The sequence below is a fragment of the Cronobacter condimenti 1330 genome, from assembly GCF_001277255.1.
Lineage (GTDB): Bacteria > Pseudomonadota > Gammaproteobacteria > Enterobacterales > Enterobacteriaceae > Cronobacter > Cronobacter condimenti.
The window spans coordinates 242,103-263,780 of the sequence record NZ_CP012264.1; the positions used below are offsets into that span (position 1 = coordinate 242,103).

The 21,678-nt window shown below is 53.8% G+C and carries 15 protein-coding genes, 4 tRNA genes, 3 rRNA genes and 1 riboswitch; of the genes, 18 read left to right on the top strand and 4 right to left on the bottom strand.

Annotation, left to right across the window (positions count from 1 at the left end; translation table 11 throughout):
• Positions 1–9: 9 nt before the first annotated feature.
• Entirely contained in the window at positions 10–927 is a 918-nt protein-coding gene (gene oxyR, locus AFK62_RS01120; protein WP_007667871.1) for a DNA-binding transcriptional regulator OxyR, read from the top strand.
• Here oxyR and sthA read toward each other — a convergent pair.
• On the bottom strand, positions 910–2,310 hold the full coding sequence (sthA, locus tag AFK62_RS01125; protein ID WP_007667873.1) for a Si-specific NAD(P)(+) transhydrogenase: 1,401 nt from the start codon (positions 2,308–2,310) through the stop codon (positions 910–912). The genes oxyR and sthA overlap by 18 nt on opposite strands.
• A gap of 193 nt (positions 2,311–2,503) precedes the next feature.
• Here sthA and fabR point away from each other — a divergent pair, with 193 nt between their 5' ends.
• Positions 2,504–3,142, top strand: a complete 639-nt coding sequence (gene fabR / locus AFK62_RS01130; protein ID WP_007667875.1) for an HTH-type transcriptional repressor FabR — start codon at positions 2,504–2,506, stop codon at positions 3,140–3,142.
• Between the two features lie 10 nt (positions 3,143–3,152).
• On the top strand, positions 3,153–3,512 hold the full coding sequence (locus AFK62_RS01135; protein WP_007667878.1) for a YijD family membrane protein: 360 nt from the start codon (positions 3,153–3,155) through the stop codon (positions 3,510–3,512).
• 35 nt (positions 3,513–3,547) lie between these two features.
• Here AFK62_RS01135 and trmA read toward each other — a convergent pair whose 3' ends face one another.
• The gene (gene trmA, locus AFK62_RS01140; protein WP_032984138.1) at positions 3,548–4,651 is read right to left on the bottom strand and encodes a tRNA (uridine(54)-C5)-methyltransferase TrmA; all 1,104 of its coding nucleotides are present in this window, start codon (positions 4,649–4,651) and stop codon (positions 3,548–3,550) included.
• 118 nt (positions 4,652–4,769) lie between these two features.
• A riboswitch (cobalamin riboswitch) is annotated at positions 4,770–4,953 on the top strand.
• 70 nt (positions 4,954–5,023) lie between these two features.
• Here trmA and btuB point away from each other — a divergent pair.
• The 9 genes from btuB (at position 5,024) to AFK62_RS01185 (ending at position 13,327) form a co-directional block, all read left to right on the top strand.
• Positions 5,024–6,874 (top strand): TonB-dependent vitamin B12 receptor BtuB, encoded by a 1,851-nt coding sequence (gene btuB, locus AFK62_RS01145; RefSeq protein ID WP_053532107.1) that lies wholly within the window; start codon positions 5,024–5,026, stop codon positions 6,872–6,874.
• Positions 6,819–7,670 carry a glutamate racemase gene (murI, locus tag AFK62_RS01150; protein ID WP_032984132.1) on the top strand — a complete coding sequence of 284 codons (852 nt, stop codon included), beginning with the start codon at positions 6,819–6,821 and terminating at the stop codon, positions 7,668–7,670. Before btuB ends, murI begins: the two co-directional genes overlap by 56 nt.
• A 365-nt stretch (positions 7,671–8,035) precedes the next feature.
• A 16S ribosomal RNA gene (locus AFK62_RS01155) occupies positions 8,036–9,577 on the top strand.
• A gap of 70 nt (positions 9,578–9,647) precedes the next feature.
• Positions 9,648–9,724, top strand: a tRNA-Ile gene (locus AFK62_RS01160).
• 34 nt (positions 9,725–9,758) lie between these two features.
• Positions 9,759–9,834: transfer RNA gene (locus tag AFK62_RS01165), tRNA-Ala, on the top strand.
• 168 nt (positions 9,835–10,002) lie between these two features.
• Positions 10,003–12,907 (top strand): 23S ribosomal RNA (locus tag AFK62_RS01170).
• A gap of 89 nt (positions 12,908–12,996) precedes the next feature.
• Positions 12,997–13,112 (top strand): 5S ribosomal RNA (gene rrf / locus AFK62_RS01175).
• The 16S, 23S and 5S rRNA genes sit together here with 4 tRNA genes alongside, the layout of an rRNA operon.
• Positions 13,113–13,166: 54 nt before the next feature.
• Positions 13,167–13,243 (top strand) — tRNA-Asp (locus tag AFK62_RS01180).
• Between the two features lie 8 nt (positions 13,244–13,251).
• Positions 13,252–13,327: transfer RNA gene (locus tag AFK62_RS01185), tRNA-Trp, on the top strand.
• 107 nt (positions 13,328–13,434) lie between these two features.
• Here the strand turns inward: AFK62_RS01185 and hdfR are convergent.
• Positions 13,435–14,256 (bottom strand): HTH-type transcriptional regulator HdfR, encoded by an 822-nt coding sequence (gene hdfR, locus AFK62_RS01190; RefSeq protein WP_007677352.1) that lies wholly within the window; start codon positions 14,254–14,256, stop codon positions 13,435–13,437.
• Positions 14,257–14,375: 119 nt separating this feature from the next.
• On the opposite strand from hdfR, the gene AFK62_RS01195 reads away from it, so the two are divergent.
• Positions 14,376–14,714, top strand: coding sequence for a DUF413 domain-containing protein (locus AFK62_RS01195; protein WP_007677355.1), 339 nt, complete (start codon positions 14,376–14,378; stop codon positions 14,712–14,714).
• 79 nt (positions 14,715–14,793) lie between these two features.
• On the opposite strand, the gene AFK62_RS01200 is transcribed toward AFK62_RS01195, so the two are convergent.
• Complete coding sequence (locus tag AFK62_RS01200) at positions 14,794–16,314, bottom strand: YifB family Mg chelatase-like AAA ATPase (protein ID WP_007677358.1); 1,521 nt, start codon at positions 16,312–16,314, stop codon at positions 14,794–14,796.
• A 351-nt stretch (positions 16,315–16,665) separates the two neighbouring features.
• On the opposite strand from AFK62_RS01200, the gene ilvL reads away from it, so the two are divergent.
• From ilvL to ilvD, 5 genes are all read left to right on the top strand, one after another.
• Complete coding sequence (gene ilvL, locus AFK62_RS20690) at positions 16,666–16,764, top strand: ilv operon leader peptide (protein ID WP_071601137.1); 99 nt, start codon at positions 16,666–16,668, stop codon at positions 16,762–16,764.
• Positions 16,765–16,902: 138 nt separating this feature from the next.
• On the top strand, positions 16,903–18,549 hold the full coding sequence (gene ilvG / locus AFK62_RS01205; RefSeq protein ID WP_032984691.1) for an acetolactate synthase 2 catalytic subunit: 1,647 nt from the start codon (positions 16,903–16,905) through the stop codon (positions 18,547–18,549).
• Positions 18,546–18,809, top strand: a complete 264-nt coding sequence (ilvM, locus tag AFK62_RS01210) for an acetolactate synthase 2 small subunit (RefSeq protein ID WP_007677367.1) — start codon at positions 18,546–18,548, stop codon at positions 18,807–18,809. Before ilvG ends, ilvM begins: the two co-directional genes overlap by 4 nt.
• 20 nt (positions 18,810–18,829) lie before the next feature.
• Complete coding sequence (locus AFK62_RS01215) at positions 18,830–19,759, top strand: branched-chain amino acid transaminase (RefSeq protein WP_007677369.1); 930 nt, start codon at positions 18,830–18,832, stop codon at positions 19,757–19,759.
• 66 nt (positions 19,760–19,825) lie between these two features.
• Entirely contained in the window at positions 19,826–21,676 is a 1,851-nt protein-coding gene (gene ilvD / locus AFK62_RS01220) for a dihydroxy-acid dehydratase (protein ID WP_007677372.1), read from the top strand.
• Positions 21,677–21,678: the final 2 nt, after the last annotated feature.

The window sequence follows — 21,678 nt, forward strand, 5'->3', positions numbered from 1 at the left end:
GGATAAAGAATGAATATTCGTGATCTTGAGTACCTGGTGGCGCTTGCTGAACATCGTCATTTTCGGCGTGCGGCCGATGCCTGCCACGTGAGTCAGCCTACCCTGAGCGGCCAAATCCGTAAGCTTGAAGATGAGCTGGGCGTGATGTTGCTGGAACGCACCAGCCGCAAAGTGCTGTTCACGCAGGCGGGGCTGCTGCTGGTAGACCAGGCGCGTACCGTATTACGTGAAGTCAAAGTGCTTAAAGAGATGGCGAGTCAGCAGGGCGAAACGATGTCCGGGCCGCTGCATATCGGCCTTATTCCGACCATCAGCCCTTATCTGCTGCCGCAAATTATTCCGATGCTGCACCAGACCTTCCCGAAACTGGAAATGTATCTGCACGAGGCGCAAACCCATCAACTGCTGGCACAGCTCGACAGCGGCAAGCTCGACTGCGCCATTCTGGCGCTGGTGAAAGAGAGCGAAGCTTTTATCGAAGTGCCGCTGTTTGATGAGCCGATGCTGCTGGCAGTCTATGAAGATCACCCGTGGGCCAGCCGCGACCGCGTGCCGATGGGCGAACTGGCGGGCGAAAAACTGCTGATGCTGGAAGATGGCCACTGCCTGCGCGATCAGGCGATGGGCTTTTGCTTTGAAGCGGGCGCGGATGAAGATACGCACTTCCGTGCGACCAGCCTTGAAACGCTGCGCAATATGGTGGCGGCAGGCAGCGGCATTACGCTGCTACCCGCACTCGCCGTGCCGCCGGAACGCCATCGCGACGGCGTGGTTTATTTGCCTTGCGTGAAGCCTGAGCCGCGCCGCACTATTGGTCTGGTGTACCGTCCGGGCTCGCCGCTGCGCAGCCGCTATGAGCAGCTGGCAGAGGCCATCCGCAAACAGATGGATGGCCGCTTCGACAGCGCGTTAAAACAGGCGGTTTAAGCCGTTCAGCGCGGCAACCCGATAGGCTTCGGCCATGGTCGGGTAGTTAAAGGTGGTGTTAACGAAGTACTCAATGGTGTTACCGCCACCTTTCTGCTCCATAATCGCCTGGCCGATATGAATAATTTCGGCCGCGCGCTCTCCAAAGCAGTGGATCCCCAGAATCTCTTTGGTTTCGCGATGGAACAGGATCTTCAGCGTTCCCACGTTCATGCCCACGATTTGCGCACGCGCTAAGTGTTTAAACTGCGCGCGACCTACTTCATAAGGCACTTTCATTGAGGTGAGCTGCTGTTCGGTTTTGCCGACGGAGCTGATTTCCGGAATGGTATAAATGCCGGTCGGGATATCTTCCACCAGATGCGCTGAGGCGACGCCTTTCACCAGCGCCTGCGCCGCGATGCGACCTTGATCGTAGGCCGCCGAGGCGAGACTTGGATAACCGATAACATCGCCCACCGCATAGATGTGTGGCAGCGCGGTCTGGTACATGCTGTTTACTTTCAGCAGCCCGCGACCATCGGCTTCAAGCCCGATGTTTTCCAGCGCCAGCGAGTCGGTATTACCGGTGCGCCCGTTCGCATACAGCAGGCAGTCGGCTTTTACCTTCTTGCCTGATTTCAGGTGCACGATAACGCCATCGTCAACGCCTTCAATCTGCTCGTACTCTTCGTTATGGCGAATGACCACGCCGCTGTTCCAGAAGTGATACGAGAGTGAGTCTGACATCTCTTGATCGAGAAATGCCAGCAGGCGGTCACGGGTGTTGATGAGATCCACCTTGACGTTCATCCCGCGGAAAATCGATGCGTATTCACAGCCGATAACGCCTGCGCCGTAGATGATGACGTGGCGTGGCTCGTGATGCATGCTAAGAATCGAGTCGCTGTCGTAGATACGCGAGTGGTTGAAATCGACGTCCGCCGGGTGATAAGGACGCGAGCCGCAGGCGATAACGAATTTCTCGGCGGTCAGGGTTTCAATTGAGCTGTCCGGACAGGTGAGCTCAATGGTGTGCTCGTCGATGAAACGCGCGTCGCCTTGCAGGATCTGGCAGCGGTTGCGCTCATAAAAACCCTGGCGCATGTTGGTCTGCTGGTTGATCACGTTGTCGGCGTGGTTAAGGATGTCGGCGAAAGAAGAACGAAGAGGGCGGGCGTGGGCGCTGTATAACGGGTTCTGGTTAAATTCAATGATACGGCTGACAGCGTGGCGTAACGCCTTCGACGGGATAGTGCCCCAGTGGGTGCAACCGCCGCCGACATTATGGTAGCGCTCTATCACCGCTACCGTGGCGCCCTGTTTCACCAGGCCCATTGCAGCGCCTTCGCCGCCAGGGCCAGAGCCAATCACTATTACATCATAATCGTAGGTTTGTGGCATGGTAAGGCTTACCTTGTTCTTATACATAAAAGCAACAGAATAGTAACATCACCCAAAGAATAACCCAATTCTCCCTGTGCGTTTTGCAATCTGCGTCTGGCCCTGCTTCGTAAACAATCATTCACAATCCGTTATAAACCCGGTAGTTTTAAAACTGGTATAGTGCCGTTTCAACAGGAAGGAATCAGGCAACGTGATGGGCGTCAGAGCGCAACAGAAAGAACGAACCCGGCGGTCGCTGGTGGAAGCCGCGTTTAGTCAGCTAAGCGCGGAAAGAAGTTTTGCCAGCCTGAGCCTGCGAGAAGTCGCGCGCGAGGCCGGTATTGCGCCGACCTCGTTTTACCGGCATTTCCGGGATGTGGATGAGCTGGGTCTGACGATGGTGGACGAGAGCGGCCTGATGCTGCGCCAGCTTATGCGCCAGGCGCGCCAGCGCATTGCTAAAGGCGGCAGCGTGATCCGCACCTCGGTTTCTACCTTTATGGAATTTATCGGTAATAACCCGAACGCCTTCCGGCTGCTGCTGCGCGAACGCTCCGGCACCTCGGCGGCGTTTCGTGCCGCTGTGGCGCGTGAAATCCAGCATTTTATTGCGGAACTTGCCGATTATCTGGAAATCGAAAATCACATGCCGCGCGCGTTTACCGAGGCTCAGGCAGAGGCGATGGTGACTATCGTTTTTAGCGCCGGCGCCGAGGCGCTGGACGTGAGCCCTGAACAGCGCGGTCAATTAGAAGAGCGACTGGTATTGCAACTGCGCATGATTTCCAAAGGCGCTTACTATTGGTACCGTCGCGAACAAGAAAAGATGGCGCAACATTCCGATAAGTGAAGGACGAGCAATGAGAACGACGACACAAGAAAAGGGTACGCTGCTGCTGGCGCTGATCGCCGGTTTATCGATTAACGGCACCTGTGCGGCGCTGTTTAGCTCCATTGTGCCTTTCTCGATTTTCCCGATTATTTCGCTGGTACTGACCGTTTATTGCCTGCATCAGCGTTACCTGAACCGCACCATGCCGGTGGGGCTACCGGGCATCGCCGCCGCCTGTTTTATTCTTGGCGTGTTGCTCTACAGCGCCGTGGTGCGTGCGGAATACCCGGCGATTGGCTCTAATTTCCTGCCGTCGGTGCTGTCAGTCATTTTGCTGTTCTGGATTGGGTTTCGCCTGCGTCGGCGCAAAGCGCGCTACGAAGAGTGAAGAAAAGGGCGCCGCGGCGCCCTTTCTTATGTGAGTTAGTCGCGGCGTGTTAACAGGACACCGCACTCCATATGATGGGTGTAGGGGAACTGGTCGAAGAGCGCCAGGCGCTCGACGCGATGCGTTTCGCTTAGCGTCGCGAGGTTGTCGCACAGCGTCTGCGGGTTGCAGGAGATATAAAGGATTCGCGGATACGCCTGCACCATTTTCACCGTCTCCTGATCAAGCCCGCTGCGCGGCGGATCAACGAAGATCGTTTCACACTGGTAGCTTTTCAGGTCGATCCCTTGCAGACGGTTAAATTCCCGCACGCCGTTCATCGCCTGGGTGAACTCTTCCGCCGCCATGCGGATGATTTGCACGTTATCAATGCCATTGGCGGCGATGTTGTATTGCGCGGCAGCAACCGACGGCTTGGCGATTTCCGTCGCCAGCACGCGGTTAAAATTGCGCGCCAGCGCCAGCGAGAAGTTGCCGTTGCCGCAATAAAGCTCGAGCAGATCGCCGCGTGAACCCTGGGTGACGTCCAGCGCCCACTCCAGCATATGGATGTTCATTGCCGCGTTCGGCTGGGTAAAGCTGTTTTCCACCTGACGATAAATCATCTCTTTGCCCGCTACCGGCAGGCGCTCGTCGATGTAATCCTGATCGAGCATGATTTTGGTTTTCGTCGCACGGCCAATAAAGTGCACGTCAAAGCCGTCCTGGCGCAGCGCATCGCGAAGGCGCGTGGCTTCTTCGCGCCAGGCGTCGTCCAGCGCGCGATGGTAAAGCAGCGACACGACCGCCTGCTGGCTGCGGGTGGTCAGGTAGTCAATCTGGAACAGCTTATGGCGCAGCGTGCGGTTGCCGCGGATACCGTCAATCATGCGCGGCATGAGGGCATTAATCAGTTCGCTGGCCGCCGGAAAGCGGTCAACACGAATACGGCTGCGGGTGTCTTGATCGAAAATGATGTGGTAGAGGTCGTCGCCGTCATGCCAGAGACGAAACTCGGCGCGCATGCGGTAGTGGCTGACCGGTGAGCGAAACACCTCCGGCGCGGGCGCGGCGAAAGGCGCCATCATGCTTTGCAGGCGTTCTACCTTTTCGGCCAACTGGGCGTCGTAGTGATCGATGGGGAGATGTTCAGGGGTCATCATGCGTCCTGGGTGATAAAAATTTACGCCGGGATTGTAGGGAATGCGGGCGTGATGTCCAGCTTTGATTGTTTTTGCATCATCATGAATGGAAGTCTGGACTTCTATCAGGCGCACCATGTAGCATGCCGTTTCCGGTCTCCTTGAGTGAAAAGGGAATCCAGTGCAAATCTGGAGCTGACGCGCAGCGGTAAAGACAGGTGGGATGAACGCATACGCAAACACTGCCGGTAAGCCGGTGGGAAGTTTTCATCCATTACACACCTCCAAGCCCGAAGACCTGCCGGAGTCACGTCGCATCTCGCGCACTTATCGCGTTCTATCAAGTGCGCCTGCGGCATCCTAAAAGTTAAGCGGATGCTTACGTTAATGATGATAAAAAAAATCTCGCTGCTGACGGCGCTTTCCGTCACGGCGTTTTCTGGCTGGGCGCAAGATAGCGACTCAGATGCTCTGGTGGTCACGGCAAACCGTTTTCAGCAGCCGGTTAATACGGTACTGGCGCCGACGTCTGTCGTCACCCGTGACGAAATTGTGCGATGGCAGTCGAAAAGCCTGACCGACGTATTAGGACGTTTACCGGGTGTGGATATAGAGCAGAGCGGCGGCCTGGGGACACTCTCTAATTTACATATTCGTGGGACTGAAACCCGTCATGTTTTGCTGTTAATTGATGGTATTCCGTTAAATAACGCAGGCATTAGCAATGCGCCGGATATCAGCCAGATTCCGCTTTCGCTGGTACAGCGCATCGAATATATCCGTGGCCCGCGCTCTGCTTTATATGGCTCTGACGCAATTGGCGGCGTCATTAACATTATTACGGGGCGCAGCAAGCCCGGTGGGGCGATTTCCGCAGGCTGGGGCTCGCACGGCTATCAAACTTATGATGGCGCGGTACAACAAACGTTGGATCAAACCAAAATAACCCTGGCGGGCAATTACACTTATACCAAAGGATTTGACATTGCCGCGCTGGACGCGCCGCGTCAGCCTGATCGTGATGGGTTTATGAGTAAATCGCTGTATGGCTCAGTAGAACAGCAGATGACCGATAACCTGAGCGGCTTTTTCCGTGGGTTTGGTTACGATAACCGCACCGCCTATGACGGTTACGACACTTATAACGACGCTTATACGGTGCTTCTCGGACGCGCGGATACGCGCCAGCTCTATGCCCAGAACTGGGACACCGGCTTGCGCTATCAGCAGGGGGGGTGGCAGTCGCAGCTGGTTGCAGGCTATGGTCGCAGCAAAGACATGAATTACGATCCGAAGAAAGGCCGTTACGCTGCCGCTACTTCGATAGATGATGTCAAACAATACACGGCACAATGGCTGAACACCTTTAACGTGGGGCAAGGAAATATCGGTGCTGGCGTGGACTGGAAAAAACAGACGACGCAAGCCGGTACGGGAACCATGAAAGATGGATATAAACAGCACAACACTGGCGTGTTTGTTTCCGGGGTACAGCAAATTGAGAGCGTGACGCTGGAAGCTGCCGCACGTCGTGACGACGATGCTAACTTTGGCAGCCACGCTACCTGGCAGACCAGCGCAGCCTGGGAGTTTACCGAGGGTTACCGGCTCATCGGCTCTTACGGAACGGCCTATAAAGCGCCGACCATGAGCCAAATCCATAGCCAAAATTACGGCAATCCTGACCTGCAGCCTGAAGAAAGCAAGCAATGGGAAGGTGGCGTCGAAGGATTAACCGGGCCGGTGAACTGGCGCGTGACGGGGTATCGCAACGATATCGATAACCTTATCGGTTATAACGCGCAGAACCGCTTTTATAATATTGATCAAGCGCGTATTAAAGGCATCGAAGCGACAGCACAGTTTGATACCGGCCCGCTGAGTCATCAAATTTCCTATGATTATACCGATCCGCGTAACGCCAGAACCAATGCCATTCTGAACCGCCGTGCTAAGCAGCAGGTGAAATATCAACTCGACTGGCAGATGTATGACCTGGACTGGAATGTGGCGTACCACTACTTAGGTACGCGTTACGACAATGACTTTACGTCATTTCCAGCAAAACGCGTCAAAATGGGCGGCGTTAGCCTGTGGGATGTCGCGGTTTCGTATCCGGTCACCTCTCACCTTACAGTTCGTGGTAAAATAGCTAACCTGTTCGATAAAGATTACGAGACGGTTTATGGCTACCAAACTGCAGGACGGGAATACAACTTGTCAGGCAGCTACACCTTCTGAGGCCCGCCCTACTATCCTGGTGTTTGACTCCGGGGTGGGGGGGCTCTCTGTTTATGATGAGATCCGGCATCTCCTGCCGGATCTGCATTACATCTACACTTTCGACAACGTTGCCTTTCCTTATGGCGAGAAAAGCGAAGCGTTCATTGTTGAGCGCGTCGTTGAAATCGTCACCGCCGTCCAGGCGCGCTACCCACTCGCGCTTGCCGTGATTGCCTGCAACTCTGCCAGTACGGTTTCGCTTCCTGCGCTTCGTGAAAAATTCGCCTTCCCGGTTGTTGGGGTTGTGCCTGCGATTAAACCCGCTGCGCGGCTGACCGCCAACGGCGTGGTAGGGCTACTGGCGACCCGCGGGACGGTAAAACGTCCTTATACGCATGAACTCATCGCCCGTTTCGCCAATGAATGTCAGATAGAGATGCTGGGGTCGGCGGAGCTGGTGGAGATTGCAGAGGCGAAACTACATGGCGAGCCGGTGTCGCTGGAAGCGCTGCGTCGGGTGCTGCGTCCGTGGCTGCGTATGGCTGAGCCGCCGGATACGGTTGTGCTCGGCTGTACGCATTTCCCGTTGCTAGCCGATGAACTGTTAAACGTATTGCCGGAAGGGACGCGTCTGGTGGATTCCGGTGCGGCGATTGCAAGACGCACGGCCTGGCTTCTGGAACACGAAGCGCCGGATGCACGTTCTACGGATGACAATATCGCGTACTGTATGGCACTGACGCCGGAAGTTGCACAATTAATGCCCGTTTTGCAACGTTATGGCTTCCAGAAGCTCGAAAAGTTGCCCGTTTAACGGTGTTTTGCACAAAAAAGAGACGGTTGAAAAATTTTTTGAAATTAGGGGTTGTCAGCAGGAAAGAAGGCCCTATAATGCGCCTCCACTGACACGGCACAACGGCAAACAAACCGGCCCGTCAGGCAGACGAAAGCGAAAATAAATGCTTGACTCTGCAGGAGGAAAACGTAATATACGTGACCTCGCGACAGCAGGCTGTAAGCCGCGTCGCACCGCTCTTTAACAATTTATCAGACAATCTGTGTGGGCACTCGGGGCACTGATATCTTAACGTCTTCGGACGATAAATGAATATCAAGTCTCAAGTGAACAACAGTTAATTCATTACGAACTAACAGTTTAATTCTTTGAGCATCAAACTTTAATTGAAGAGTTTGATCATGGCTCAGATTGAACGCTGGCGGCAGGCCTAACACATGCAAGTCGAGCGGTAACAGGGAGAAGCTTGCTTCTCTGCTGACGAGCGGCGGACGGGTGAGTAATGTCTGGGAAACTGCCTGATGGAGGGGGATAACTACTGGAAACGGTAGCTAATACCGCATAACGTCGCAAGACCAAAGTGGGGGACCTTCGGGCCTCATGCCATCAGATGTGCCCAGATGGGATTAGCTAGTAGGTGGGGTAAAGGCTCACCTAGGCGACGATCCCTAGCTGGTCTGAGAGGATGACCAGCCACACTGGAACTGAGACACGGTCCAGACTCCTACGGGAGGCAGCAGTGGGGAATATTGCACAATGGGCGCAAGCCTGATGCAGCCATGCCGCGTGTATGAAGAAGGCCTTCGGGTTGTAAAGTACTTTCAGCGAGGAGGAAGGGAGTGAGCTTAATACGCTCATTCATTGACGTTACTCGCAGAAGAAGCACCGGCTAACTCCGTGCCAGCAGCCGCGGTAATACGGAGGGTGCAAGCGTTAATCGGAATTACTGGGCGTAAAGCGCACGCAGGCGGTTTGTTAAGTCAGATGTGAAATCCCCGGGCTCAACCTGGGAACTGCATTTGAAACTGGCAAGCTTGAGTCTCGTAGAGGGGGGTAGAATTCCAGGTGTAGCGGTGAAATGCGTAGAGATCTGGAGGAATACCGGTGGCGAAGGCGGCCCCCTGGACGAAGACTGACGCTCAGGTGCGAAAGCGTGGGGAGCAAACAGGATTAGATACCCTGGTAGTCCACGCCGTAAACGATGTCGACTTGGAGGTTGTGCCCTTGAGGCGTGGCTTCCGGAGCTAACGCGTTAAGTCGACCGCCTGGGGAGTACGGCCGCAAGGTTAAAACTCAAATGAATTGACGGGGGCCCGCACAAGCGGTGGAGCATGTGGTTTAATTCGATGCAACGCGAAGAACCTTACCTGGTCTTGACATCCAGAGAATCCTGCAGAGATGCGGGAGTGCCTTCGGGAACTCTGAGACAGGTGCTGCATGGCTGTCGTCAGCTCGTGTTGTGAAATGTTGGGTTAAGTCCCGCAACGAGCGCAACCCTTATCCTTTGTTGCCAGCGGTTCGGCCGGGAACTCAAAGGAGACTGCCGGTGATAAACCGGAGGAAGGTGGGGATGACGTCAAGTCATCATGGCCCTTACGACCAGGGCTACACACGTGCTACAATGGCGCATACAAAGAGAAGCGACCTCGCGAGAGCAAGCGGACCTCATAAAGTGCGTCGTAGTCCGGATTGGAGTCTGCAACTCGACTCCATGAAGTCGGAATCGCTAGTAATCGTGGATCAGAATGCCACGGTGAATACGTTCCCGGGCCTTGTACACACCGCCCGTCACACCATGGGAGTGGGTTGCAAAAGAAGTAGGTAGCTTAACCTTCGGGAGGGCGCTTACCACTTTGTGATTCATGACTGGGGTGAAGTCGTAACAAGGTAACCGTAGGGGAACCTGCGGTTGGATCACCTCCTTACCTGTAAAGATACAACCTCGTAGTGCTCACACAGATTGTCTGATAGAAAGTAAAGAAGCAAAACCTCTACAGGCTTGTAGCTCAGGTGGTTAGAGCGCACCCCTGATAAGGGTGAGGTCGGTGGTTCAAGTCCACTCAGGCCTACCAACTCCCCACGGAGTTGCTGAGGTTTAACTACGATGGGGCTATAGCTCAGCTGGGAGAGCGCCTGCTTTGCACGCAGGAGGTCTGCGGTTCGATCCCGCATAGCTCCACCATCACTTCAGAGTGTACTCACTGAGTATACTGCGAAGTATTTGCTCTTTAACAATCCGGAACAAGCTGAAAATTGAAACAGACACGCTGTTGCATTCTTCCGTAATCAGGAATGCGCGGTGTGTCAGAGTCTCTCAAACTCGCAGCACGAAGACTTCTTCGGGTTGTGAGGTTAAGCGAACAAGCGTACACGGTGGATGCCCTGGCAGTCAGAGGCGATGAAGGACGTGCTAATCTGCGAAAAGCGCCGGTAAGGTGATATGAACCGTTATAGCCGGCGATGTCCGAATGGGGAAACCCAGTGCAATTCGTTGCACTATCTCAGCATGAATACATAGTGCTGTGAAGCGAACCGGGGGAACTGAAACATCTAAGTACCCCGAGGAAAAGAAATCAACCGAGATTCCCCCAGTAGCGGCGAGCGAACGGGGAACAGCCCAGAGCCTGAATCAGTTTGTGTGTCAGTGGAACGGTCTGGAAAGGCCGGCGATACAGGGTGACAGCCCCGTACACGAAGGCACACAGGTTGTGAGCTCGATGAGTAGGGCGGGACACGTGATATCCTGTCTGAAGATGGGGGGACCATCCTCCAAGGCTAAATACTCCTGACTGACCGATAGTGAACCAGTACCGTGAGGGAAAGGCGAAAAGAACCCCGGCGAGGGGAGTGAAACAGAACCTGAAACCGTGTACGTACAAGCAGTGGGAGCCTTCGTAAGAGGGTGACTGCGTACCTTTTGTATAATGGGTCAGCGACTTATATTCTGTAGCAAGGTTAACCGTATAGGGGAGCCGAAGGGAAACCGAGTCTTAATTGGGCGTTAAGTTGCAGGGTATAGACCCGAAACCCGGTGATCTAGCCATGGGCAGGTTGAAGGTTGGGTAACACTAACTGGAGGACCGAACCGACTAATGTTGAAAAATTAGCGGATGACCTGTGGCTGGGGGTGAAAGGCCAATCAAACCGGGAGATAGCTGGTTCTCCCCGAAAGCTATTTAGGTAGCGCCTCGTGAACTCATCTTCGGGGGTAGAGCACTGTTTCGGCTAGGGGGCCATCCCGGCTTACCAACCCGATGCAAACTGCGAATACCGAAGAATGTTATCACGGGAGACACACGGCGGGTGCTAACGTCCGTCGTGAAGAGGGAAACAACCCAGACCGCCAGCTAAGGTCCCAAAGTCATGGTTAAGTGGGAAACGATGTGGGAAGGCCCAGACAGCCAGGATGTTGGCTTAGAAGCAGCCATCATTTAAAGAAAGCGTAATAGCTCACTGGTCGAGTCGGCCTGCGCGGAAGATGTAACGGGGCTAAACCATGCACCGAAGCTGCGGCAGCGACACTTATGTGTTGTTGGGTAGGGGAGCGTTCTGTAAGCCTGCGAAGGTGTGCTGTGAGGCATGCTGGAGGTATCAGAAGTGCGAATGCTGACATAAGTAACGATAAAGCGGGTGAAAAGCCCGCTCGCCGGAAGACCAAGGGTTCCTGTCCAACGTTAATCGGGGCAGGGTGAGTCGACCCCTAAGGCGAGGCCGAAAGGCGTAGTCGATGGGAAACAGGTTAATATTCCTGTACTTGGTGTTACTGCGAAGGGGGGACGGAGAAGGCTATGTTGGCCGGGCGACGGTTGTCCCGGTTTAAGCGTGTAGGTGTGTGTTCCAGGTAAATCCGGTTCACTTTAACACTGAGGCGTGATGACGAGGCACTACGGTGCTGAAGTAACAAATGCCCTGCTTCCAGGAAAAGCCTCTAAGCATCAGGTAACACGAAATCGTACCCCAAACCGACACAGGTGGTCAGGTAGAGAATACCAAGGCGCTTGAGAGAACTCGGGTGAAGGAACTAGGCAAAATGGTGCCGTAACTTCGGGAGAAGGCACGCTGACATGTAGGTGAAGCCCCTGCGGGTGGAGCTGAAGTCAGTCGAAGATACCAGCTGGCTGCAACTGTTTATTAAAAACACAGCACTGTGCAAACACGAAAGTGGACGTATACGGTGTGACGCCTGCCCGGTGCCGGAAGGTTAATTGATGGGGTTATCGCAAGAGAAGCTCCTGATCGAAGCCCCGGTAAACGGCGGCCGTAACTATAACGGTCCTAAGGTAGCGAAATTCCTTGTCGGGTAAGTTCCGACCTGCACGAATGGCGTAATGATGGCCAGGCTGTCTCCACCCGAGACTCAGTGAAATTGAACTCGCTGTGAAGATGCAGTGTACCCGCGGCAAGACGGAAAGACCCCGTGAACCTTTACTACAGCTTGACACTGAACATTGAGCCTTGATGTGTAGGATAGGTGGGAGGCTTTGAAGCGTGGACGCCAGTCTGCGTGGAGCCAACCTTGAAATACCACCCTTTAATGTTTGATGTTCTAACCTGGCGCCGTGATCCGGCGTGGGGACAGTGTCTGGTGGGTAGTTTGACTGGGGCGGTCTCCTCCCAAAGTGTAACGGAGGAGCACGAAGGTCAGCTAATCCTGGTCGGACATCAGGAGGTTAGTGCAATGGCATAAGCTGGCTTGACTGCGAGAGTGACGGCTCGAGCAGGTGCGAAAGCAGGTCATAGTGATCCGGTGGTTCTGTATGGAAGGGCCATCGCTCAACGGATAAAAGGTACTCCGGGGATAACAGGCTGATACCGCCCAAGAGTTCATATCGACGGCGGTGTTTGGCACCTCGATGTCGGCTCATCACATCCTGGGGCTGAAGTAGGTCCCAAGGGTATGGCTGTTCGCCATTTAAAGTGGTACGCGAGCTGGGTTTAGAACGTCGTGAGACAGTTCGGTCCCTATCTGCCGTGGGCGCTGGAGAATTGAGGGGGGCTGCTCCCAGTACGAGAGGACCGGAGTGGACGCATCACTGGTGTTCGGGTTGTCATGCCAATGGCACTGCCCGGTAGCTAAATGCGGAAGAGATAAGTGCTGAAAGCATCTAAGCACGAAACTTGCCCCGAGATGAGTTCTCCCTGAGACTATAAGTCTCCTGAAGGAACGTTGAAGACGACGACGTTGATAGGCCGGGTGTGTAAGCGCAGCGATGCGTTGAGCTAACCGGTACTAATGAACCGTGAGGCTTAACCTTACAACGCCAAAGAAGTCTGGCGTGTTGAGAGACATTCAGCTTGTGACGGATAAATCCTGTGGCCGGAAGGCGGCGGGAAACAGAATTTGCCTGGCGGCTGTAGCGCGGTGGTCCCACCTGACCCCATGCCGAACTCAGAAGTGAAACGCCGTAGCGCCGATGGTAGTGTGGGGTCTCCCCATGCGAGAGTAGGGAACTGCCAGGCATCAAATTAAGCAGTAAGCCGGAACAATAATCCGGTGGTGTGAAGAAATTCGGTGGAGCGGTAGTTCAGTCGGTTAGAATACCTGCCTGTCACGCAGGGGGTCGCGGGTTCGAGTCCCGTCCGTTCCGCCACCCTACTTAGGGGCGTAGTTCAATTGGTAGAGCACCGGTCTCCAAAACCGGGTGTTGGGGGTTCGAGTCCCTCCGCCCCTGCCAGAAATTATCCTTAGCTTCGGCTAAGGATTTTTTTTATCTGTTATTCCCTTCCCGAAGAACCCCATCTTTTATCAGAGCCCTTCTCACAATCTTCTATGAAGTAAAAACTAACTGATGACCGGGATCTTTAGGAGATCTTTTATGCTGTTGTTTTTATCGCTATTCTGCAGCCAGATAGCATAAAGCGGTCGAGAGAGTGTTCCGCTATCGATGACAGCATATAAATCTTCTTTTCCCTTAGCCCAGTTAACTGGCAACCATGTGCATCCTTCCAGATTTGCCAGCATTCTACTGGCAACATCCGCCGAGCTGGTTGTGAGTACCGGTATATCTTCAGGCATAATCAGTCCTGCCTCGTGCTGTTGGAAATCTGGCCCCCATTCAAGTCGCAAATAGTTGAGACTAGCTTTGCTGCGCTCAGGTGCCGAACAATAAAGGCCAAGAGCGAAATGCCCTAGTAATTGACTTGAAAACTCATCCATCTTAGGGGCTTCAGTGGTAATAAGCAGGTCGAGTTGACGTTCATGTAATTGTTTGACCAACGACTGGCGCTGGGCTATTCGTGCCTCAAACTGCATGCCGTTTTTTTCGTGATAGAGCTTCGTCAACCAGCCGGAAAGCATGCACTCCCAAAGCGAAGCACTCGCGCCGATTGAAAAAAGATTATGGCGCGACGTTTGTGCCACATCTTTACGTGCGGTCTGCCAGATATTCATCAGGTTTTCCGCATATGGTAGTAGCCTTTCGCCAGCCGCCGTCAGACGTATGTTATTGCGATGACGTGTAAAAAGATTCACGCCTAATTGATTTTCAAGCTGACGGATACGAAAGCTTACCGCTGATTGCGTCAGATAAAGCGCTTCAGCCGCTCTGCCAAAATGGCGCGTTCGGCTGACTTCAAGAAAGGTTTTCAGCAAGTCGGTATCCACATCTCACTCCACAAAAAAATTTGTCGTAATGATTTAAATGTTTTGTTTTACACTCTGTCAAGCGTAACTAATACTCCGCGCCATAAATAGCTCGGCCAAGAGAATTAGGAGCGTGTAGGATGGCGGAAAGCTTTACGACGACTAATCGATTTTTCGACAACAAATATTATCCGCGCGGGTTCTCTCGCCATGGTGATTTCACCATAAAAGAAGCACAGCTGCTTGAGCGTCATGGCTATGCTTTTAATGAACTGGATCTCGGTAAGCGTGAGCCTACGACTGCTGAAGAAAAGCAGTTTGTTGAAGTCTGTCGCGGCATTCGTGAACCAGCTACCGAAGCTGAGCGCGTCTGGTCTAAGTACATGACGCGTATTAAGCGTCCCAAGCGTTTTCATACCCTTTCTGGCGGCAAGCCGCAGATGGAAGGAATGGACGATTACGCAGAAACGGATGAATAATTACAATGGGGCGAAAGCCCCATTCTTTTATCTTAAGCCCTGACATTTTCCTGCCTTTAATGGCAAGCACTTCAAAAGGTCATGCCATGAGACTTTGCAGGTGCGCCAGCATTCTATCTATTGCTCGATAGCCCAACGCCTCTTGCAGATGTGCACGACTAATCTCTTCTTTCTGCTCACTGTCCGCAATGGTGCGTGCTACTTTCAATAAACGCTGCCATGCACGCACAGAAAGCCCTAGCTTGATTAACGCGGACTCAAGCCATTGCGCGTCTTCAGCGCTAAGCGTACAAAATTGCTGTATCTCTTTATTGTCCAGCATTGCATTAAGCTTTCCTTGTCTTGCAATCTGCCGTGCTCTGCTTTGAATAACGCGCTCACGTACCTGCGCGCTATTTTCGCCGGATTTTCCTGCCTGGCTAAGCATTCCGGGAGGGGGCAGGGGGATCTCCAGGGAGATATCAAACCTGTCGAGGAAAGGCCCTGAAAGGCGCCCGAGGTAACGTAGCGTTTGTTCCGGAGAACAGCGGTTATGACTTCCCTTATAGTGTCCTGTCGGGCTGGGGTTCATGGCGGCAATAAGTTGAAAGCGTGCCGGGTAAGTTAGCTTGGCGCGGGTACGAGAAAGGTGAATGTGGCCTGATTCTATAGGTTCACGAAGGGCATCCAGCACACGGCGTTCGAATTCAGGCAATTCATCTAAAAAAAGTACGCCATTATGGGCGAGTGATATCTCCCCAGGCGCGGGTATAGCCCCACCACCGACCATTGCATTCAGGGAGGCGCTATGGTGAGGGGCTCTGAAAGGTCGCTGGCGCCATTGGTTATGTAAAGAGACGGGATTGACCAGGCTAAGTATCGCCGCGCTCTCCAGTGCCTCCTGATTGCTCAGAGGCGGCAGTAATCCGTTAAGTCTGCTCGCCAGCATAGTCTTGCCAGTGCCCGGAGGACCTATAAACAGCAAGTTATGACCCCCTGCTGCGGTTAGCTCAAGCGCACGTTTACCCTGTGGCTGACCGATAACTTCACTGAGATCACCTGCGGGTCCTTTAAACTGCTCTTCTGAAGGCAGCGCTTGTTCCAGCATCAGTTTGCCTTCCAGAAAAGCGCACACCTCTTGTAAGTGACGAGCAACAAAACAGCCCTCTTTATTGATCAACCCTACTTCTGAAGTATTATCGTGTGCGACGATAATCTTCCTTTTACATCTCAGCGCTTCCATCGCTGCTGATATTGCGCCCGGCACGCCCCTCAGCGCGCCCGTTAGGGCAAGTTCACCCACGAATTCATATTCCTCAAGCCGTAAAGCGCTAAGCTGCTCAGAGGCAGCGAGAAGCGCGATAGCGATTGGTAAATCATATCGTCCCCCTTCCTTAGGCAGATCAGCCGGTGCCAGGTTAATTGTGATTTTCCTGGCCGGAAATTCATACCCGCTATTGATTAACGCACTGCGAACGCGGTCTCTTGCTTCTTTTACTGTCGTTTCAGGCAGACCAACTATAGTCAGTCCAGGCAGGCCAGCACTGATATGCACTTCGACCGTAACAAGTGGCGCTTTCACCCCTAGCGCCGCACGGGTATGGATAACAGACAACGACATAACACCTCCTCTTGCCTGTAGGATCGCCAGGTTAAAGGAGCAAATCGACAGCAAATTGTTGTTTTTTCGGCGCAGATAGCAATTTTTTGCTGCAAGTAAACAACGCCAGAAAATCTTCCCGAGGCGTCTCGAATAAGCATAATAAGTTTCCGGAAGGTGATTGCTTAAAGATCTGTTAACGCTAAAAATCCTGAAAAAATTTCATTTAACGCTAATGGTTGATTACGTTGGTTTTTCATTGATTTTATGAATGTATTACAGGCTCGCGTCATAAATATTTCTTGTCACAGCTTTGTTCTCTGTGATAACTCTTTAGGTATTCCTTCGAAAATGACGTAAGTACATACAGAAATGACAACCCTTCTACTAGTGATTAGCCTGGTCGTGATTAGCGTGGTGGTGATTATTAACCCACCGTGCGGGGCTGCACTCGGAAGAAGAAAGGCTTAGAAATCAAGCCCGAATCATCGAAAACCCCCGCACCGAAAGGTCCGGGGGTTTTTTTATGACCTAAAAATTAAGCGAGGAACAGAAAATGAGTAGTAGCATAAAATTCTGTTATCCGCATTGTAAGGCGGGGAACTAACTATGAATGGTGCACAGTGGGTGGTACATGCTTTGCGAGCTCAGGGAGTGGATACGGCATTTGGCTATCCGGGCGGAGCAATTATGCCGGTTTACGATGCGTTATATGACGGCGGCGTGGAACACCTACTGTGTCGGCACGAACAAGGCGCAGCAATGGCAGCCATAGGTTATGCCCGCGCAACAGGTAAAACAGGCGTTTGTATCGCGACTTCCGGACCGGGCGCGACCAATCTCATCACGGGGCTGGCGGATGCGCTACTGGACTCAGTGCCTGTGGTTGCTATTACAGGTCAGGTAGCCGCGCCGCTTATCGGCACGGACGCTTTTCAGGAAGTGGATGTCCTCGGTTTATCGCTTGCGTGCACCAAGCACAGTTTTCTTGTGGAATCGTTAGAAGAGCTGCCGGAAATTATGGCCCATGCTTTTCACCTGGCATGCTCAGGCCGTCCAGGGCCGGTATTAATCGATATTCCTAAAGATATCCAGCTGGCCAGTGCGGAGCTCGAACCGTGGCTTTCAAGCGTTGAAGATACGTTTGTTCTTCCTCATGCGGAGCTGGAGAAAGCCCGCACATTGCTGAGCCAGGCAGAAAAACCGATGCTCTATGTGGGCGGCGGTGTGGGGATGGCGCAGGCGGTACCCGCGCTGCGTGAATTCATGGCACAAACGCAAATCCCTTGCACGGTTACGCTTAAAGGCCTCGGTGCGGTAGAAGCAAGCTACCCCTGGTACCTTGGCATGCTGGGTATGCACGGCACCAAAGCTGCAAACCTGGCGGTGCAGGAGTGCGATTTACTGATAGCGGTTGGTGCCCGCTTTGATGATCGTGTGACAGGCAAACTCAACACTTTTGCTCCGCATGCCAAAGTTATCCATATGGATATCGATCCGGCGGAACTGAACAAGCTGCGCCAGGCGCATGTCGCGCTGCCGGGCGATCTCAATGCCTTGCTCCCTGCATTACAACGCCCAATGGCCATCGACCCATGGCGCGAGCATGTCGCGCAGATGCGTCGTGAACATGAATGGTGTTATTCGCATCCCGGAGAAGGCATTTTCGCGCCGCTGTTGTTAAAACAACTTTCAGATCGCAAGCCAGCAAACAGTGTCGTTACGACCGATGTAGGCCAGCATCAGATGTGGACGGCGCAGCATATGAGCTTTAACCGCCCTGAGAACTTCATTACTTCAAGCGGCCTCGGCACGATGGGCTTTGGGCTTCCGGCGGCGGTAGGCGCTCAAGTGGCGCGTCCGGAGGATACCGTTATCTGCGTGACTGGCGACGGCTCGTTCATGATGAATATTCAGGAACTGGGCACCGTGAAGCGTAAGCAATTGCCATTGAAAATCGTATTGCTGGATAACCAGCGTCTTGGCATGGTGCGTCAGTGGCAGCAACTTTTTTTCTCTGAGCGCTATAGCGAAACGAATCTTTCCGATAACCCCGATTTTCTGACGCTGGCCAGTGCCTTCGGCATTGCCGGTCAACGCATCACCCGTAAAGACCAGGTGGAAGCGGCGCTGGAGACCATGCTGAACAGCGAAGGTCCATATCTGCTGCACGTTTCAATCGACGAAGCCGAAAATGTCTGGCCTCTGGTGCCTCCGGGCGCCAGCAACTCACAAATGCTGGAGAAAACATCATGATGCAACATCAACTCGCCGTACAGGCTCGCTTTCGCCCGGAAACCCTGGAACGTGTGCTGCGCGTGGTGCGTCACCGTGGTTTTCAAATTTGCGCCATGAATATGAATATGGCGGCCGGCGCTAATGCGGAAAATATAAATATTGAGCTGACCGTTGCCAGCCCTCGTCCAGTCGAATTACTGTTTAGTCAATTAAGCAAGCTGGTCGATGTCGCCTGTGTCGAGATTCAGCAACCTACATCACAACAAATCCGCGCCTGAGCGCAAAAGGAAGAAGAAAAATGACGACGAAAAAAGCTGATTACATTTGGTTCAACGGCGAAATGGTTCCATGGGGCGAGGCGAAGGTACACGTCATGTCACATGCGTTGCACTACGGTACATCAGTCTTTGAAGGGATCCGCTGCTACGATTCGCACAAAGGGCCGGTCGTGTTCCGCCATCGTGAACATATGCAACGTCTGCATGATTCCGCCAAAATTTACCGTTTCCCGGTGAGCCAGTCTGTGGACGAATTAATGGAAGCCTGCCGTCAGGTGATCCGCGAAAATAAACTCACCAGCGCGTACATCCGTCCGCTGGTGTTTGTCGGTGATGTGGGCATGGGCGTGAACCCGCCTCCAGGTTACACCACCGATGTCATCATCGCAGCGTTCCCGTGGGGCGCGTACCTGGGCGCTGAAGCGCTGGATCAGGGTATCGACGCCATGGTTTCCTCCTGGAACCGCGCGGCACCGAACACGATTCCTACCGCAGCAAAAGCAGGCGGCAACTATCTTTCCTCTCTGCTGGTCGGCAGTGAAGCGCGCCGTCATGGTTATCAGGAAGGTATCGCGCTGGATGTCAACGGTTATATCTCCGAAGGCGCTGGCGAAAACCTGTTTGAAGTAAAAGACGGGGTCATCTTCACTCCGCCATTCACCTCTTCCGCGCTGCCGGGTATTACCCGTGACGCGATCATCAAGCTTGCCAAAGATATGGGCATTGAAGTCCGTGAACAGGTGCTGTCCCGTGAGTCACTGTACCTGGCAGATGAAGTCTTTATGTCTGGTACGGCTGCGGAAATCACGCCGGTACGTAGCGTTGATGGTATTCAGGTTGGCGAAGGTCGCTGCGGCCCGGTCACCAAGCGCGTTCAGCAGGCATTCTTTGGCCTGTTTACCGGCGAGACCGAAGATAAGTGGGGCTGGTTGGATCAAGTTAACCCTTAAGCACAATAACACCTGCACGGGCGGCTTGAGCCGCCCGGTTTTTGTAGAGACTGGAGTGAAAAAAGCATGCCTAAGTACCGTTCTGCCACTACCACGCACGGCCGCAATATGGCGGGTGCCCGCGCCTTATGGCGTGCCACGGGAATGACCGACGCCGATTTCGGCAAGCCCATTATCGCGGTTGTAAACTCTTTTACCCAGTTCGTGCCGGGACATGTTCATCTGCGCGATCTGGGCAAACTGGTTGCGGAGCAGATTGAGGCAGCCGGCGGCGTGGCGAAAGAGTTCAATACCATCGCGGTGGATGACGGCATCGCCATGGGACACGGCGGTATGCTTTATTCACTGCCGTCTCGCGAGCTGATTGCCGACTCGGTGGAATACATGGTGAACGCCCACTGCGCCGATGCAATGGTCTGCATTTCCAACTGCGACAAAATCACCCCAGGGATGCTGATGGCTTCTCTGCGTCTGAATATCCCGGTGATTTTTGTATCCGGCGGTCCGATGGAAGCCGGTAAAACCAAACTGTCTGATCAAATTATTAAGCTCGATCTGGTCGATGCCATGATTCAGGGCGCAAACCCACACGTGAGTGATGAACAGAGCGATCAGGTTGAACGCTCCGCCTGCCCCACCTGCGGTTCCTGTTCCGGCATGTTCACGGCTAACTCCATGAACTGTCTGACCGAGGCGCTGGGCCTGTCTCAGCCGGGCAATGGCTCGCTGCTGGCGACCCACGCTGACCGCAAAGATCTTTTTATCAATGCGGGTAAACGCATTGTGTCGCTCACCAAACGCTATTACGAACAGGATGACGTCAGTGCGCTGCCGCGTAACATCGCGAGCAAAGCGGCGTTTGAAAACGCCATGACGCTCGATATTGCTATGGGCGGCTCCACCAATACCGTTCTTCATTTGCTGGCAGCGGCGCAGGAGGCGGAAATTGACTTCACGATGAGCGACATCGACCGCCTTTCCCGTAAAGTGCCGCAGCTGTGTAAGGTGGCACCCAGTACTCAGAAATACCATATGGAAGATGTTCACCGCGCAGGCGGGGTTATCGGCATTCTCGGTGAACTGGATCGGGCAGGGCTGATGAATCGCGACGTCAATAACGTGCTTGGCCTGACGCTGCCACAGACGCTTGAGCAATATGACGTCATGCTCACCCAGGATAGCGCGGTGAAAGAGATGTTCCGCGCAGGCCCGGCCGGCATTCGCACCACGCAGGCATTTTCGCAATCCTGCCGCTGGGACACACTGGATGACGATCGTCAGGAAGGCTGTATTCGCTCGCTGGAACATGCGTACAGTCAGGATGGTGGCCTGGCCGTGCTGTACGGTAATTTCGCTGAAAATGGCTGTATCGTCAAAACGGCTGGGGTGGATGAAGGCAGTCTGGTCTTCCGCGGCCCGGCCAAGGTTTATGAAAGCCAGGACGACGCGGTAGAAGCCATTCTCGGCGGTAAAGTGGTCGCAGGTGATGTCGTGGTTATCCGCTACGAAGGGCCGAAAGGCGGGCCGGGGATGCAAGAAATGCTCTACCCGACCAGCTTCCTGAAATCGATGGGGCTTGGTAAAGCGTGCGCGCTTATCACGGATGGCCGTTTTTCCGGCGGTACATCCGGGCTTTCGATTGGCCACGTTTCGCCAGAGGCAGCCAGCGGTGGCAATATCGCATTGATTGAAGACGGCGACATGATTGCTATTGATATCCCGAATCGAGGTATTCAGCTGGAGGTCAGCGATCAGCAGCTTGCTGCGCGCCGTGAAGCCCAGGAAGCACGCGGGGCCGATGCCTGGACGCCGCGTAACCGTGAGCGTCAGGTTTCTTTCGCGCTGCGTGCTTATGCAAGCCTCGCCACTAGCGCCGATAAGGGCGCCGTACGCGATAAATCGAAGCTGGGAGGCTAACC